Below are 14,813 nucleotides of genomic sequence, written 5' to 3' on the forward strand. Positions count from 1 at the left end.
GCGACAGATGAACATCGAATCGGCGTTGATACCCGTCGACGAAGTGGTCGCGGCCGTCGACGGGTTCCTCGCGGCCTCACCGGCCACACGGGCCTGGGATGTGGAGACCGCGGTCGACTGGTCCCGGGCGGACGCGGGCCGACTCACCGACGGCCAGCGGTCGGCGGTCGAGTTCGTCACCCTCATCGAGGACCATCTGCCCGGCTACTTCGACGTCTACCACCGCTACTTCCCGGTGGACGACACGGTCGACCGGGACACGTTCGTCCACAACCGCGAGCTCTATCACTTCACCGTCCGCTGGGCGCTGGAGGAGGACACCCACGCACGCGCGCTGAGCCGCTATCAGGTGGCGTCCGGGATGGCCGAGCGCGGCGCCTTGCGCGCCGAGCTCGCGATCGAGGGCCGTAAGCCGTTCGACCTGCCCTACCGGCATCCGGTGCAGTTCTTCGCGTACGCGCTGGTGCAGGAGAAGGCGACGCAGATGTACTACCAGCACCTGCGCGAGGTCGTGGACGACCCGGTGCTCGGGGCGGTGCTGGCGCGCCTGTCGCGCGACGAGGCGCGGCATTTCAGTTTCATGGCCGACGTGGTCGGCCGCTATCTGCGGGTGCGGGGCGACGCGACTGTGGAGCCGATCCGCGAGGTGATCGCGACCTTCCGTATGCCATTGGCCGACACCATGCGCGGTTACTGGCGGTGGGCGCTGAAGATCGCCGATGTGGCCTCCTACGACCACACCGAGGCCTACGAACACCTGGTGAAGGTGATCGACCGCGCGGTGGACGCCCGCAGCGACCGCCTCGACGAATTGGTGCGTTTCATCGACGAGTGCCGATCGCTGGCCTGAGCACCGCCACAGCGCGGCCCGGCTCCCGACGCTGTTCGGGAGCCGGGCCGCACGCTGTGTTCAGTGTCCGGGCTGCAAGACCAGGATCGTGGTCGAACCGTGCGCGATCAGCTTGCCGCCCGCGTCGGTGATCCGGCCCTCCGCCGTCGCGGTGCGCCGCCCGACGTGCACCGCGTTGGCCTCGCAGGTCAGCCGGGAACCGTCCAGCGTCACCGACCGGATGAAGTTCACCTTCAACTCCAGCGTCGTATAGGCCACGCCGTCGCCGAGTTTCGTGAAGACCGCGCTACCCATCGCGGTGTCCATCAAAGTGGCCAGCACACCACCGTGCACGGTGAACATCGCGTTGATCGTCGCCGGGTTCGGGTCGAGGTGGTACCTGGTGTAGCCGTCTCCTGCCGTCTCCAGTCGAATGCCCAGAGACGCCCCGACGCCCAGGTTCTCGCGAAGTCCCCGCTCGAAAACCGTGGTCAGTTCGGTGACCCGGGACGCGACCGTACCGTCGACGTGAGTGTCGATGCTCGTCATGGTTTTTCCTCCCTGCGAACGTTGCCCCGCCATTCGACCAGCGCCCGATGAACACCATGCGGCCACGACCGGTTGCATACCGACATTCGATCGGGTGATAGGACACTCTTTCGCAGCGAATCCTCCCCATCACGCCTGCGAGCAGCCCACCGATTGACGGCGTTCCTATTCGCGCGCGCCGACATCGCTGTTGCCTGTCCGTGAAGCTGGCCTGCCTTTGTAGCGTCGCAGCAAATCCGCACCGACTGCTACGAATTGATCGTCGAACGCCACCGCAAAGCCTCTATCATCACCAGCAACCGGGAACCCCGGAAATCCCGCGCATGATGGCCGACCCGCTGCTAGCGCAGTCGGCGATGGACCGTCTCCGATCAGGCGCCTACGAGCTCGTCGTCGACGGCGAAGCCCACTCGCCGCGCAACCAATGTGGCCGCGTGGTCTTCGAGTCCGTTTCAGTGCGGTATTTCGAAATTGGCGCAGGTGAGGCGCAGGTAAATTGCATAACGTCGATGCGGCCCGGGCACTACTTCATCAAGATCGTCGGCTACGGCCACCTGCCCGCATAGCGGCCGATACGACGCGGTCGTGACAGCCGCGTAGCACGGCAGCACCCTCGGCCAGGCCGTCGCCTACTTACCCGACCCCGGCTGGCGGCCCACGCCAGTGTTGCCATGTCAGAAGGCCCGATATGTGAAGCCATCGCCGCCTGGCTGTCGGAGGGGACCGCTACCGTGCCTCATACGCGCCTGCACCGAAACGGGCGATAAGACGAGGGAGGCACCATTGGACAAGCTCTCCACCACTGAGCAACTGGCGTCCGGCTTTCGGAGGCGTACCAGGCCGTCGAACGAGCTTCCCGCGATCGTGGGCATCGACGCTGTGCTCGCGCGCACCGACGACATCGTGATCGCGCTCAGCGGTGCCCGCGCCTACACCCAGGGAATCGAACTATTCCTCCGGCTGCACGTTCGCCAGCCCGGCGCTGTGTCCGCGACCGCGGCCTTCGCAGGACTCCACGGAGGCGGTAGCGACCAGTATCTCCTCGGTGTCGAGTTCGCCGACAGCCGCACCGCGACAAACATCGACGACTCCCCCTCGGATGACAACAGCACAACCGCGGTGTTGATGTCGTGTGGTGGCGGTGGCAGCCCGGACTTCAGCAGCTACACCTACTACCTGACACCCGTCCCGCCACCGGGACGCCTGTCGATAATTGTCGCCTGGCCAGCCGCCGGAATCGACGAGCACCGCGTCGAACTCGACGCAGAACCCTTCCGCAGCGCCGCCGAACGGGCACAGGTCTTGTGGCCGGAACAACCCACCTCGACGTGGAACCCACCGTCCTCCCCACGCCCCGATCTCGCACCCGGCGGCTGGTTCGCTCACGCGCTGAACTGACCGCACCCGGCGCACCGGTCACGCCTAAGCCGACACAGCGGAGCGGGAGACCGTTGCGCCGCCCGGCGCGCCGCGGCGCCGTCGAGGACGGAATCCAGCCGAGTACCCAGACGGCTTCGAGCAGCCGGGTGGGCTCACTCGGCGCTCGCTCGAGCGAGCGCTTCATCGGCAAGCGCTACCGCCGCCTCGTCCGGCGCGTACGCGGCCAGCGCGGCGACGAGATCATAGATATCGCTGCGAATCGACGGTGCCAGCCGGGCGTGGCGCGCGACATCGAGCTTGTTTGCGATGGTCAGGACGGCGAAATCACGGAGTTCAGTTCCTCCGATCGTCTTCGTGCCGCCGCTGAACCTGTCGGTCACGGGCAAGGGCCGACGGCCGAGCTCGCGGTAGGTGCGCGAGCGATCGCATGCGCCGTAGAGGTACACCAGCGCCGCCGCGTCGGGGCCGATGACGCGATCCAGCCGCTGGCGATCCGTGATCGGCAGCAGGGCATGCGGGAACCCATCGGTGCCGTATGACGCGTGGCAGATCGACGCCAGCCGGGTTGGTGGCGCTGAGTTCCATTCGACCGTGAGGGCGTGCACCCGGCGAAGGTGCTCGAAGAGGGTTCCGCCCGGGTGATCGATCCGATCGGCGCCGAGCGTGCGCTGTAGCTCGAACGCGCGGCGGACGACGTCGTCGGTCCCGAGCCACTTGCTGGCGTGCGCCGAAAGAATGCGCGCGAGTTCCGCCGGGGCGTCGCGAGCGACGAGATGCCCGGCGTCCGATACGCGGGTAACGGTGATACGGCGGTTCGCCATGCGTAGCCGGTCCACGTCGGCGTCGCCGAGCGGAGACCGCAGTCCGCCCCGCACGAGCAGGATGGGCAGGTCCGATGCCGCGATGATCGCGTGGAGTTCGGAGCGGGAGGCGAGAATATCGTCGACGAGCTCGGTATCGCGGGCGAGGAGTCCGTGGTCGTCGAGCCAGCGCCGGGCGCGATCCGCATCGATATCGGGGACCACGTCCACGAGCACGAGGCCGGCGACACGCTGCGCGACGGACGGCTCCGCGAGGGCGGCGACGGCGGCGAGCCCTCCGAGGGAGGCGCCCACCACGACGATCGGCGCCGGTTCGCGAACCACCATCTCGATCACGTCATCGGCGATCACCCGCAGTGCGGTGGCCCGTCCTGAACTCTCGCCGTGCCCGCGCAGATCGAAGGCCACCGTCCGCAGTCCGCACTCGGTCATCCCCTCCGTGACCGGTGCCCAGACGTCGCGACGCTCTCGGCCCGCGTGAAGCAGCAGGACCGTGGGGCCCGCGCCGGTCACCGTGGCTCGAAGGGTGACATCGGGCAGCGTGAGGGTCATGTCTGTCATCACTGATTCACCTCCGTGCCGAATCTCCCTCTCAGCACCATGATTTCGGCCATCGACACACCCTCCCCGATTTACCTTGAGATGTCGAGGTAACGATACGCAGTGACACCTTGGCTAGTCAAGGTAGGATTCCGAGGTGACCAATTCGCGAACGCGCAGACCACCGGACGAAGCCCGTCGGTTGATCCTCGATGCCGCGGCTTCGCTGCTGGCCGAGGGAGGCGTCGCCGCTGTCCAGGTGCGCGCGGTGGCAGCGCGGGTCGGCATGACCGACGCCGGCGTCTCGCATCACTTCGGCAATCGCGAGAAGCTGCTCGCCGAACTCCTCCGCCATGGCGGACGCCGGCTTCGAGCCGCGCTCCAAGACGTCATCGCCACGTGGCTGGAGCACGGCACCGATGTGCTCGAACTCGTCGAGTCGCTCGAGTCCGTGTATCGAGGCGGCTATGGCGAACTCGCGGTGGCGCTGCACGCGGCGGGTTGGCGCGACCGCGGTGGCGGCATGCTCGACCCGGTCGTCGACGCCCTGCATCGAAGTCGGCCTCCCGGGAGTTCCCTCGACGAGACACGACTCGCGGTCGCAGCCCTCCACCAGGCGATGGCAACCGAGCCGCTCTACGGCAGCGATTTCCGTCGGAGCGCCGGCCTCACCGGCGCGGCAGCACAAGACTCGACCGCTCACCTGCGCTGGTGGGCAAGCCAGCTTCAACGCGCGCTCGACATCGAACCGGCGCACCATTGACCCGAGTGGCGGCCAACACTCCTCGGCGTCAGCAGGGCACGCCGAATCCGGTGGTCCCGCGTAATAGCCAGCGGCGGATAGCCATTCACGACGAACACACACCGCATGCGGGCGCAAGAAGCGGACAGCGCCGAGCCCGATGCGGTAAAGATCGAACCCTCAGTGTGTGGCACAGAAAGTCAGGCCGCCGGACATCCAGTCGAGGATCGCCCGCACGACCACACGAGCAGCGCCGGGTCGGAGGCCGCCAGCGCCACGGCCCCTCTCTGCAGAATGGCCACCACCACCGCCTTGTCCATTTCCGGACGAGACGCAAGCTTGCCGGAAGCCTTGTCGAGGAAGATCTGCTCGCACCCGGCGACGGTAAGCGCGTCATGCGGGGCCTCCGGAGAGGATCCCGGGTGGAGATTCGAACACGAGCCTGGCCACCCAGCCCTGGCCAGAGGCGAGAAATCTCACCCGATGAGTACGAACCGCGCATCACAGGCTATTGTTGATCAAGTGCGTGACATGTCACGCCAAGCGTCGTAGATCGCATTCGCTTCGCAACCAGCGCTTGCCGCATCCGCTCTTCTTACGGCGATCGATTTTGCCCATCGGCAATCTCGCCACTTCGTGCCCCCGGCGCGGACCCGGAAGGTCCACAAACGGCTCGGGCACCACCTGATGTCCGAAAGGCACCGCAACACCTATGAGTTCTGCTGACGTCTCTTTCGCCGCGCTCGGCGTGAGCGCACCGCTGGTGAAGGCGTTGACTCGCGCCGGGATCACCGAACCTTTTCCGATCCAGACCGACACACTGCCCGATTCCCTGGCCGGGCGCGACGTGCTGGGCCGTGGCCGGACCGGCAGCGGCAAGACGCTCGCCTTCTCCATCCCGATGGTCGACCGACTCGGCGGCGGTCTCGCCGGTAGGCGCGCACCGAGCCGCCCGACCGGCCTGGTGCTGGCGCCGACTCGGGAATTGGCCAGCCAGATCACGGCCGCACTGGAACCCCTCGCCGCGGCCTACCGCATGACCGTCACCACGATTTTCGGCGGGGTCCCGCAGAACCGGCAGGTCCGGGCGCTGCGCACCGGGGTCGACATTGTCGTCGCCTGCCCCGGCCGGCTCGAGGATCTCATGAACCAACGTCTGATCTCCCTGGATGCCGTCGAGGTCACCGTGATCGATGAGGCCGACCACATGGCCGACCTCGGGTTCCTGCCAGGCGTGACCCGCATTCTCGCGGCCACCCCGAAGGACGGTCAGCGCCTGCTGTTCTCGGCCACCCTGGACAACGGTGTCAACAAGCTGGTCAGCCGCTTTCTGCCGGATGCCGAGCTGCATTCCGTCGATGAGGCGAACTCCCCGGTCGCCGCCATGACCCATCACGTTTTCGAAACCGCGAGCGTCGAAGCCAAGCGCGAGGTCGTACACCGGCTCGCCTCGGGCTCGGGTCGGCGAATCCTGTTCATGCGCACCAAACATCAGGCTCGCAAACTGGCCAAACAGCTGACCCTCGCCGGAATTCCGGCCGTCGATCTGCACGGCAACCTCTCGCAGAGCGCCCGCGACCGCAACCTCGCGGTCTTCGCCGCCGGTGATGCCCTGGTGCTGGTGGCGACCGATGTGGCCGCCCGCGGCGTGCACGTCGACGGTGTCGAACTGGTCGTGCACGTTGATCCGCCCGCCGAACACAAGGCTTACCTGCACCGCTCTGGCCGTACCGCGCGGGCGGGCAACTCCGGTGAGGTGATCACCCTGGTGCTGCCCGGGGAACGGCGCGACCTGACCGCCCTCATGCGCAAGGCCGAGATCACTGTGACCCCGCAACGGGTCACCGCCGATTCGCCCGTGGTGGCCGAGCTCGTCGGCACGGTTGCCCCATTCGTCGCGCCCTCCTACAGCGAGCGGGCGGCCCGTGAAGACGACCGCCGCAGCAGCGGACCGTACCGTAGCAGTGGCGGCCCGCGCAGGGGCAGCGGCGGACCGCGCCAGAGCAGCGGCCGTCGCAACGGCGGTGCGGCGCAAGGTCGGTCGCGCGCTCACGCCGCGCGCGGAACGGTCGCATAGGGCCCGTTTCGGTCGCTCCCCCAGGCAAGCCCATGCCGAGATCGCCGCGTCGCTGAGCATCGCCAGCGGATTGCCGGGCATCGAATGCTGGTGAACATGGCTGATGACGCCGGTACTGGCGGGCAACCCATCGAGCGCGAGGCAGTCGTGCCTGATGGGTTGCCGTGCGATTGCGTACGACACTTGGACCTTGACGTGGAACGTTTCGTGCACAGCAGGTCAGGGGCTGGACCGGAAATCTGGATGCTCGGCAGCGGTGACCATACCGCCCGGATTGCCCCGCGGATCTCGATCAGCGTGGCAGTTATCGTCGCCGAGAACGACGAGCGAGCCCAATGGCTGGCCGGATCGTTGAGAATGAAGATTGCCCAGCGCCGACAGGGCCGACCGATACAACTACCCAGCCCGGAAACCGCTGAAGCACATGGATATGCGACGTCTGGAGACAGGAACGACGAGCTGACCGGCGTGATCGTCGGGGCAGCCGCGACTGTGCTGCCACAGTTACAGGCACTGGTCGATGCGACCGGCGCTGACGAACTCCTGATCAGAACCAATCTCTTCGATCCGGTCGACCGACACAGATCCTACGAACTGCTCATCAGCGACGAGACCCATCCTCTACAGCGGGCAGCTGATCTTCGGCATGCGCCTGACGTATCCGGTTCGACATGACTCCCCTCGTATTGTGCAGTGCGGGCAGCCCGCCCGCAGCGACACCCGTTCGTCGGGCCCGACCACCCCCTCCGGTCTGGCGAGCGCGGCGGCGGAGCACAGCCCACGATCCGGACGGAGGACACCGTCCAGGATCGGCCTGCCTAGAGATTCGCTGCCGCGGTCGGCCAGATCCTATCCCCCGACGCCCGGCGGTGGACTCACCTGTGTGATTGGTATTTCCACCGGTACCCACTGCTGGGATTCGACGTCCCAGCCCAACACCTTCCCGTGCACGCCAGGCGCGGTGGGATCGAGGTCGAGCAGGGCCAGACGGGCGTCGTCCGGGAGATCGGCGGTGACCAGAATCGCTGCGGCGTCCACGTTCTCGATGTCGAGCACGGTCACCACCTCGACGCCACTGTGAGATCGCCTTGTCCGCTGAAACCAGCGTTGGCGAAGCTTGCCCGGAAGCGCTGCCGCACCGTCGGCGGCACGCTCACCCAGCGCTTCGAGGAACGCCTTACCGAACACAGTCGCCGCGGGCGCAACCGCGCCGAACGCAGCCGCTGACCACTGCAGCACGTCATGCGGCAGTGAGCCGACATCTACCGGCGGCGGGCAGGCCCCATATGATGGCTGCACGGCATCTCCGCTACCGGCGCGTCCCGGGCTCGAATGTGATTGATTCACGGTTTCCCCACCCTCATCGCTTCACTGCGCACCGATAGTACGCCACTCGGCCTCTGCTCCGACCCCTGGCAGAAAGAAGGTTATCCACCGCAGCCGGGGGCCGCCACCGGATTCGTCATCGGCACCTACCGGGCTTTGTCGCGTTCCGATTGACGCCGCGACTTCAGACCGAAGATCGGCCGGACTCGCCGTTACCCGTCGCCAGAGTTCGAGGCGGCTGTGCACACCATTCCCCGTCTCCGCGCGGGTTCCCGTGGTGTCGAGGGCAGGCCACAGCCAATAGGTCCGGTCGACCGCGCGCCGGCCTCGGCTCAACCGAGGCTTTAGCGGCGTCGAACACGCTGGCGTGCAGCCGATCCCGACCACAGGAGCAACCATGGCCACCGTCGCAGGCCACACCGAGTCGTACGCCGAGGACGAACAGCTCTACGCCGAGCAGACGCAGCGGCCGGACGACCCCGACCTGCCCGGATAGGGGCGCGGAGGTGGCCAGCACGGTGTAGTCCCGAAGCCGAAGGGGCGCACGAGTCCGTCACCTGGACCGAGCCGATCGGCCCGGCAGGAAAGGAACCGATCATGTCCTCGAAATTCGGGCTGCGCGGTTTCGCTCTGGCGCTGCGGCACGATCTGCGCGATGCCGGGGTCGGGGTGTCCATCGTCGAACCCCTCCAACGCTTCAGCGAGTCCGAACGTCTCGGCGCCGATCTCGGCCGCCGATTCCACCATGCGGACTGACCCCTAGCGTTTGTGTCACTCGGGGAGAAGGAGATCGGGTGTGAATCATCGCCAGGTTGTCGTGGTCGGCGCGGGCCCGGTCGGGTTGTGGTTGGCGGCGGAATTGTGCCTGGGTGGCGCCGAAGTGCTGGTGTTGGAGGCGCGAACGGAGCCGGACCCGAATTCCAAAGCGATGGCCATACATCCGCGCACCCTCGAGATCCTCGCATCTCGAGCCCTCGTGGACCGGTTCCTAGCCGAAGGCAACCGCATCCCGAGCGGACACTTCGCCGCCCTGGACAGTCGGCTGGACTTCCGGCTGCTGGACACTTCGTACCCGTTCACGCTGACTCTTCCGCAAGTGCGCACCGAGCAACTGCTGGAAACACACGCTCGCGCGGCCGGAGCCGATGTCCGGCGCGGGCAGCGGGTGACCGGGTTGACCGTTCGCGCCGAGTCGGTCACGGTGCACCTCGATGAGGAGGCCGACATCGAGGCCGAATGGGTGGTGGGCTGCGACGGCGTCCGCAGCACGGTCAGGCAGTCCGCGGGCATTGCCTATCCCGGCGTCGATTCCACACTGCTGGGTTGGCTCGGCGATGTCGAACTCGCCGATCCGCCGCCTCAGCCGGTCTTCACGGAGTGGACCGAGGCGGGACTGCTCATGGGTGTGCGGCTGGCCGGCGAGACATATCGCCTGATCGGTATCACCCCCGAGGATCTGCGGACCGACTGGCCCGGTCCTCTCACCCTGTGCGAACTTCAGCGGAAGACGCGCACGATCGTCCACACGGACTGGGCTATGCACTCGCCGAAGTGGTTGTCGCGCTTCGGCAATGCCGCCCGGCAAGCCGAACGCTACCGGGCGGGCAGGGTACTGCTCGCCGGTGACGCGGCACACCAGCACATGCCGGCAGGCGGAATCGGAATGAACCTCGGGCTCGCGGACGCGATGAACCTCGGATGGAAGCTGGCAGCCACCGTTTCCGGACGCGCACGCGACGGCCTGCTCGACACCTACCACACCGAGCGGCACCCGATCGGTACCAGAGCACTGCACATCACCCAAGCCCAGGCCGCACTGATGACCGCCTTCTCACCGGACGGCAGGCAGTTGCGCGCCCTGTTGTCCGACATGATCACCCACCGACCCGAGTTCGCTCGCACACTCGGCGAGCACCTGTCCGGACTGTCGGCGACCTACCCGGCCGCCCCCGGCGCACACCCCCTGACCGGTCACCGCGCCCCGGACCTGCCACTCACCGATGGCCGCACACTGTTCGCGACCCTCGCCGGCGCACGCCACGTACTGGTCGATCTCACCGGCGCCATGAAACCGGCCGCGAATCTGCCGCTCGCACGAGCAGTCCCCGTCCACGACCGGCCACAGTGGGCAGGAGCGACAGCCGCGCTGATCCGACCGGACGGCTACCTGGCCTGGGTCGGCAACCACGACGCCGACCTGGCAACCGCGCTGTCCACCGCTGGTCTCGCCTGAGTACAGACCGCGCCGACAACTGTCGAGCGCTGCCGCACCGACGAAGGTGGCCGTGGTGTACTCGCCGCGCGCGGCCGTCGAGCGTCCTGGATAGCCTTCGATCCGGAAGCGAACTCGGCGCTGGACTGCGCCTTCGCCCCGCGGGAGCGGATCACTGATCCGCATCCGGAAGACCATGCCCTTCGGACTCGTTTCCGTTGCGGGCGAGGACTTCTCGGATCAAGGCACGCGGGTCGCGGACGCCCGTCGCGGAGATCGTGACGGATCTGCCCTGCGGACCGGTGATCTCGATGGTGACATTCTTGTGGCGGAGCAGCCAGTCGGGGATGGCACGGGCCAGCACGGTGAGGGTGCCGCCGGCGCCGAGCGCGATGATCAGGGCATCGGACAGACTGCCCATTCGGTCGGGAGCTGGAGCGGCGTGGACGAGTTCGATCCGGCCACGCAGGGCGTCCTCGTCCCGCAGCCAGGACCGCAGGGACAGCAGGTCGTCGTAGTCGCCGACGACAACCCGCAGGTGGGCGAGGTGGGATGTCATGGGGGCTCCTTCCGGGACGCGCGGGACCGGCCGACCGCCCGGGGTCCGCTGCGGACGGCTCGGCCGACGTCCGTGCGGTCGGCGAGCAGCGCGGCATGCAGTTCCGCCGCGCGGGCCTGGTCTCCCGCGGCCGCGGTCCACCGGGCGTGCTGCTCCCGCGCCCGCAGCGTCTCCGGGTGATCGGCGGCGAGTAGGCGGGCGAAATCGGCGGCCAGACCCGCGTACAGGCGCGCTGCCTCCGCCGCCGCGCCGGATTCGCCGACCGCGAAGGCGTGCCGGTCGCGCATCGCCAGTACCGCGAGGTGGTCGGGGCCGAGCGCCGCGGTCCGCTGCCGCACCTGTTCGGCGTAGCGGTCGGTCGCGGAGATCGGTGCGCCGCGGTCCCCGCGGTTGGGTGCCAGCGCCAGCAGATCGGCCGTCCGGGTGCCGCAGCGTTCGGGCAGGGGCAGGCCGCGCTGGTCCATCGTCCACCGGAGCCGCTGGTAGATATGCCCGAGGGTGAGCAGTTCGGGTCCTTCGGGATCGCCTTCGGTCAGCAGCGTGATCAGTTCACCGGTGAAGGCGGTGTGGATCGCGCCCGGTGGCGCCATCGCCAGTTCGTTGCGCGGGGTGGAGGTCAGTGTGAAGGTGCCGTCGACGTCCAGTTGACCGGTCAAGGTCGGTGCGCCGCTGGACATCCGGTCTCCGATCACGCGCCCCGAGTAGCAGCAGTCCAAGATCACCACCCGGTTGCGCGCCCTCGATTCGGCGAACGCCTCCCGGATCGTCTCGAACGGAAGGCCCGTCCACCGCAGGGTGGTCGTCCGGGTGGACGGCAGAGTGAGGTACAGCCCGCCGGAGTTGTCCGGCAGGCCGTGCCCGGCGTAGTAGAACAGCAGCAGGTCCTCCGCGTCCTCGGCCGCTCGCTCGACTCGTGCGCCGAGTTCGGCGATGGGCCGATCCTCGGTGATCACGGTGCAGTGCGCGGCGGGCAGGTCGGTGCCGTGATCGGAGGTGAGGATCTCCGCGAGGTCGGTCACGTTGGCGCGCACGGAGGGCAGATCGGCGAGATCTCGGTCGGCATAACTGCTCGCGCCGACGAGGACGGCGCGCGACCGAAGAGGATCGGGTAGCCGCGTCATCGTCAGCTCGCCAGCCGGTAGGTGCCGCTGAGCACTGCGTTCCCGGTGAGCGTCAGGTGCTCGTCGTCGAGCAGCTCCGCGTGCACGGCGACGGTTCGCGGCAGCTGCGTCCCGGGCAGGCAGTCGAACTGGACGTCCATACTGGTCCCGGCGGAACGCACTGTCGTCGACCTGCACGCGGGTTGGTCGCCGATCATCAGCCCCGCGACGGAGCCGTTGGTGAGGAAGGAGTACTCGTTGTTGGTCCAGCGGCCGGACAGATCGGTGCGTGACTTCGTCGGCTCCGGGTCGCCTGGCGCCGAGGGGGAAGCGGAGCGCTCCACTTTCAGCTCGATGTCCTGCGCGGGATTGCCGGTCTCGATGTTGAAGTAGCGCAATTCGCCGGTGCCGTCCCGGATTCCGGCTTCGAAGGCGGCGCGGCCCGTCCCGGCGGGCTGCCCTGTGGCGGAGCGGAGCGCGCCGACGTCCACCTGCCCGGTGAAGTCGCACCCGTCGCGCTCGACGGGATCGGCTGTGCGCAGTGTCTCGGCGGCGATTCCCGGCACGCCGAGGACGGCGCGGGCGATGGGGTTGGTGGCCACGGGGCGCCGGGTCCAGGTGCCCGGAGCCGTTCCGCCCACTGGTCCGCTGAGCAGGAGGTCGTCACCTTCCACACGGACTTCCCCTCGGTATCTGCCCGGTGGTTCGAGGACGAAGGCGGCGGTGCGCGCCGGGAGGTCGACCGAGCCGCGTGCGTTGGCCTCCGTGGCGAATTTGAAGACGAAGTTGTAGCCGTTGTCGTTCAGGAACCGCGCCGAGTCGGCCAGCACGTCGGCGTAGCGACGGTCGCCGATCACCGAGTCGCACGGCTGCGCGCCGCCGAAGACGTCGGGCAGGATGCGCGGAGCGGTGATCGCGCCGACCACGCCGACCGTCACCGTGACGACGGTGATCGCCACGACGGTGATGATCGACAACCCACCGGTGGCGGCCGTCGCCGCAGCGGGGAGCACCGGCGCCAGATTCGGCAGCGCGATGGGCGCGGGCGGCGGGGTACCCGGACTCGCGTGCCGGGCAAGGGTTCCCGCCACCGCCCCCGACCCGAGGCCGGCCGCGCCCAGCAATGCCGCTCTGCGGCGTCCGACCTTGCGTACTCCGCTGCCCGTGAGGAGTTCACGCGGGATGGCGCCGGTCGCGCGATGGTCGGAATCGATGACGATCCCCGCCAGCCAGTCACGCAATTGCGCCGCGCTCGGCCGGGCGAGCGGATCGGCCGTGGTCGCGGCCCGCAGCAGCGCCACCAATTCGGCGGCGACACCAGGTATCTCCGGCAGCGCGACACTACGCGCCCCGAGGTCGAACAGCGCTTCCTGCCAGGGCAATTCGCCGCCCAGCAACACATACATGGTGACGCCGAGGCGGTAGACGTCACCGGCAGGCCCGGCCACGATCCGGCCGGCCAGCGCCGCGGGCAGATCCTCGGGCGGGGTGTACGCGTCGACGGCAGCGGGCATCGCCAAGCCGGGGGCGTTCATGCCGAAGCCCGCCAGTACCGGCCTGTCGTTCGTCAGAAGGATCGTGGCGGGCTGCAGCGCCCCGTGCGGGAGGTCGACGGAGTGCGCGGCGGCCAGCGCGTCCGCGATCGCGATGCCGAGCTCGCGGGTGGTGCGCACCGAGAGCGGGCCGTGTTCGTCGAGGTGGTCGGCGAGCACGGGCCCACTCTCGACGATCAGGAAGGGCCGTCCGTCCAGCGTGATGTCGGCGGCGATCATCCGGGCGACGTGCGGGCCGGCGGAGATGTCGAGCAGCGCCTTCGCCCACCGCCGGAACGCCGTGCGCCCCTGGTCCGGCGCGGGCGCCTTGGCGAGGGTCAGCACGGCCTCGCGGCCGTCGCGGTCGGCGATCGACGTCACCGTCGCGACCACGTCGTCGTCCAGCAGTTCGACCGCCGAGAACCCTGCAGGCAGCACGCCCGCGGTCCCGGTGTCGTCGTGTGGTGTCCGGTGGCTCATCGAATCCTCGGGAAGTAGCCTTCGAACCGCCATCCCGCGCCCGAGTCGACCGCCGCTCCGCGGTGCGCGTCGCCCGCCGGACAATGGCTGTCGATCCAATTCGGGCCGAAGTACAGCACTTGGCATTTCGTGCAGCGGTTCCAGCCGGGCTGTTTCGGGAAGTCCGACAGTGGTGGCTGCAGATCCGTTTCGATGCGGTAGGTCTCGGCCGACGGTGTGTGCCCCTCCGAGTTGTTCGGGCAGACGCCCCGATCGAAGGAGAAGTACGCCGCTTTGCAGGTGCGGCACCACTTCAGGCCGAGCATGCCCGCGCGATCCTGGCCGATCTCGGGCTGTTCGTCGACAAACCAGTAGACCGCACTGCCGTCCTGGTAGTGGCTGTGGTCCCAGAGATGCGAGACCGGGCAGTGGCCCTGATCATCGCCCCACGCGAACCACATGTTCTGGCAGCGGCTGCACCACCGGAAGCCCGAATTGGACCCGGCGAAAGCAATTTTCGGCGCTATGGCAACGCCGAGCGCCAGACCCGCTCCCGCCGCCGCGGCGCGGGTGAGAAACCGTCTGCGGTCCACCGGACGCGGCAGCCGACGGACGGCGCGGAAATTCGACCAGTACTCGTTCATGGCATCTTCCCCTCGAAATCGGCTGTGCCGACAGGGATATTCT

Annotated in this window: 14 protein-coding genes and 1 pseudogene; 8 read left to right on the forward strand and 7 right to left on the reverse strand. The window is 68.2% G+C overall.

What is annotated here, in order from left to right:
- Positions 1–7 precede the first annotated feature (7 nt).
- The gene (locus tag NB3_RS18785) at positions 8–850 is read left to right on the forward strand and encodes an acyl-ACP desaturase (RefSeq protein WP_067804837.1); all 843 of its coding nucleotides are present in this window, start codon (positions 8–10) and stop codon (positions 848–850) included.
- Positions 851–910: 60 nt separating this feature from the next.
- Here the strand turns inward: NB3_RS18785 and NB3_RS18790 are convergent, their stop codons facing one another.
- Positions 911–1,378: a PaaI family thioesterase gene (locus tag NB3_RS18790; protein WP_067804840.1), complete on the reverse strand. Its 468-nt coding sequence runs from the start codon at positions 1,376–1,378 to the stop codon at positions 911–913.
- A 240-nt stretch (positions 1,379–1,618) separates the two neighbouring features.
- On the opposite strand from NB3_RS18790, the pseudogene NB3_RS36910 reads away from it, so the two are divergent.
- Both NB3_RS36910 and NB3_RS18800 read left to right on the forward strand, forming a co-directional pair.
- Positions 1,619–1,803 (forward strand): annotated as a pseudogene (locus tag NB3_RS36910) (ATP-binding protein); the annotation flags it as partial.
- A gap of 439 nt (positions 1,804–2,242) precedes the next feature.
- Positions 2,243–2,776, forward strand: a complete 534-nt coding sequence (locus NB3_RS18800; protein WP_157111861.1) for a hypothetical protein — start codon at positions 2,243–2,245, stop codon at positions 2,774–2,776.
- Positions 2,777–2,910: 134 nt separating this feature from the next.
- Here NB3_RS18800 and NB3_RS18805 read toward each other — a convergent pair whose 3' ends face one another.
- Positions 2,911–4,131, reverse strand: a complete 1,221-nt coding sequence (locus tag NB3_RS18805) for an alpha/beta fold hydrolase (protein ID WP_218020595.1) — start codon at positions 4,129–4,131, stop codon at positions 2,911–2,913.
- Between the two features lie 190 nt (positions 4,132–4,321).
- Here NB3_RS18805 and NB3_RS18810 point away from each other — a divergent pair, with 190 nt between their 5' ends.
- The 3 genes from NB3_RS18810 (at position 4,322) to NB3_RS35115 (ending at position 7,613) form a co-directional block, all read left to right on the forward strand.
- Positions 4,322–4,882 (forward strand): TetR family transcriptional regulator, encoded by a 561-nt coding sequence (locus NB3_RS18810; RefSeq protein ID WP_218020596.1) that lies wholly within the window; start codon positions 4,322–4,324, stop codon positions 4,880–4,882.
- A 691-nt stretch (positions 4,883–5,573) separates the two neighbouring features.
- Entirely contained in the window at positions 5,574–6,938 is a 1,365-nt protein-coding gene (locus NB3_RS18815; protein WP_067804853.1) for a DEAD/DEAH box helicase, read from the forward strand.
- Between the two features lie 96 nt (positions 6,939–7,034).
- On the forward strand, positions 7,035–7,613 hold the full coding sequence (locus NB3_RS35115; protein WP_157111862.1) for an LLM class oxidoreductase: 579 nt from the start codon (positions 7,035–7,037) through the stop codon (positions 7,611–7,613).
- 174 nt (positions 7,614–7,787) lie between these two features.
- Here NB3_RS35115 and NB3_RS35120 read toward each other — a convergent pair whose 3' ends face one another.
- Positions 7,788–7,994 carry a hypothetical protein gene (locus NB3_RS35120; RefSeq protein WP_157111863.1) on the reverse strand — a complete coding sequence of 69 codons (207 nt, stop codon included), beginning with the start codon at positions 7,992–7,994 and terminating at the stop codon, positions 7,788–7,790.
- Positions 7,995–8,861: 867 nt separating this feature from the next.
- Between NB3_RS35120 and NB3_RS36815 the strand changes: the two genes are divergently transcribed.
- The gene (locus tag NB3_RS36815; protein WP_244891966.1) at positions 8,862–9,020 is read left to right on the forward strand and encodes a hypothetical protein; all 159 of its coding nucleotides are present in this window, start codon (positions 8,862–8,864) and stop codon (positions 9,018–9,020) included.
- Between the two features lie 40 nt (positions 9,021–9,060).
- Complete coding sequence (locus NB3_RS18825) at positions 9,061–10,497, forward strand: FAD-dependent monooxygenase (protein WP_067804858.1); 1,437 nt, start codon at positions 9,061–9,063, stop codon at positions 10,495–10,497.
- Positions 10,498–10,648: 151 nt separating this feature from the next.
- Here NB3_RS18825 and NB3_RS18830 read toward each other — a convergent pair whose 3' ends face one another.
- Genes NB3_RS18830 through NB3_RS35620 form a run of 4 tightly spaced genes read right to left on the reverse strand, consistent with a single transcriptional unit; the run spans position 10,649 to position 14,770 of the window.
- A complete protein-coding gene (locus NB3_RS18830; RefSeq protein WP_067804861.1) occupies positions 10,649–11,035 on the reverse strand; it encodes an effector-associated constant component EACC1 in 387 nt (128 codons plus the stop codon).
- On the reverse strand, positions 11,032–12,156 hold the full coding sequence (locus NB3_RS36595; RefSeq protein ID WP_067804863.1) for a caspase family protein: 1,125 nt from the start codon (positions 12,154–12,156) through the stop codon (positions 11,032–11,034). Before NB3_RS36595 ends, NB3_RS18830 begins: the two co-directional genes overlap by 4 nt.
- Before the next feature lie 2 nt (positions 12,157–12,158).
- Positions 12,159–14,147: a serine/threonine-protein kinase gene (locus NB3_RS18840; RefSeq protein ID WP_067804865.1), complete on the reverse strand. Its 1,989-nt coding sequence runs from the start codon at positions 14,145–14,147 to the stop codon at positions 12,159–12,161.
- Entirely contained in the window at positions 14,144–14,770 is a 627-nt protein-coding gene (locus NB3_RS35620; RefSeq protein ID WP_067804869.1) for a twin-arginine translocation signal domain-containing protein, read from the reverse strand. The genes NB3_RS18840 and NB3_RS35620 overlap by 4 nt, the downstream gene beginning before the upstream one ends.
- Positions 14,771–14,813 lie beyond the last annotated feature (43 nt).

The sequence above is a fragment of the Nocardia beijingensis NBRC 16342 genome (genome assembly GCF_001612785.1).
In the GTDB taxonomy this organism is placed as follows: domain Bacteria; phylum Actinomycetota; class Actinomycetes; order Mycobacteriales; family Mycobacteriaceae; genus Nocardia; species Nocardia beijingensis.

What these genes read in the sequence shown, in the direction of transcription:
- NB3_RS18785 (WP_067804837.1), top strand. Translation starts at nt 8, where the DNA reads ATGAACATCGAATCGGCGTTGATACCCGTCGACGAAGTGGTCGCGGCC.
- NB3_RS18790 (WP_067804840.1), bottom strand. Translation starts at nt 1,378, where the DNA reads ATGACGAGCATCGACACTCACGTCGACGGTACGGTCGCGTCCCGGGTC.
- NB3_RS18805 (WP_218020595.1), bottom strand. Translation starts at nt 4,131, where the DNA reads ATGACCCTCACGCTGCCCGATGTCACCCTTCGAGCCACGGTGACCGGC.
- NB3_RS18815 (WP_067804853.1), top strand. Translation starts at nt 5,574, where the DNA reads ATGAGTTCTGCTGACGTCTCTTTCGCCGCGCTCGGCGTGAGCGCACCG.
- NB3_RS35115 (WP_157111862.1), top strand. Translation starts at nt 7,035, where the DNA reads ATGGCTGATGACGCCGGTACTGGCGGGCAACCCATCGAGCGCGAGGCA.
- NB3_RS36815 (WP_244891966.1), top strand. Translation starts at nt 8,862, where the DNA reads ATGTCCTCGAAATTCGGGCTGCGCGGTTTCGCTCTGGCGCTGCGGCAC.
- NB3_RS18830 (WP_067804861.1), bottom strand. Translation starts at nt 11,035, where the DNA reads ATGACATCCCACCTCGCCCACCTGCGGGTTGTCGTCGGCGACTACGAC.
- NB3_RS36595 (WP_067804863.1), bottom strand. Translation starts at nt 12,156, where the DNA reads ATGACGCGGCTACCCGATCCTCTTCGGTCGCGCGCCGTCCTCGTCGGC.
- NB3_RS18840 (WP_067804865.1), bottom strand. Translation starts at nt 14,147, where the DNA reads ATGAGCCACCGGACACCACACGACGACACCGGGACCGCGGGCGTGCTG.
- NB3_RS35620 (WP_067804869.1), bottom strand. Translation starts at nt 14,770, where the DNA reads ATGAACGAGTACTGGTCGAATTTCCGCGCCGTCCGTCGGCTGCCGCGT.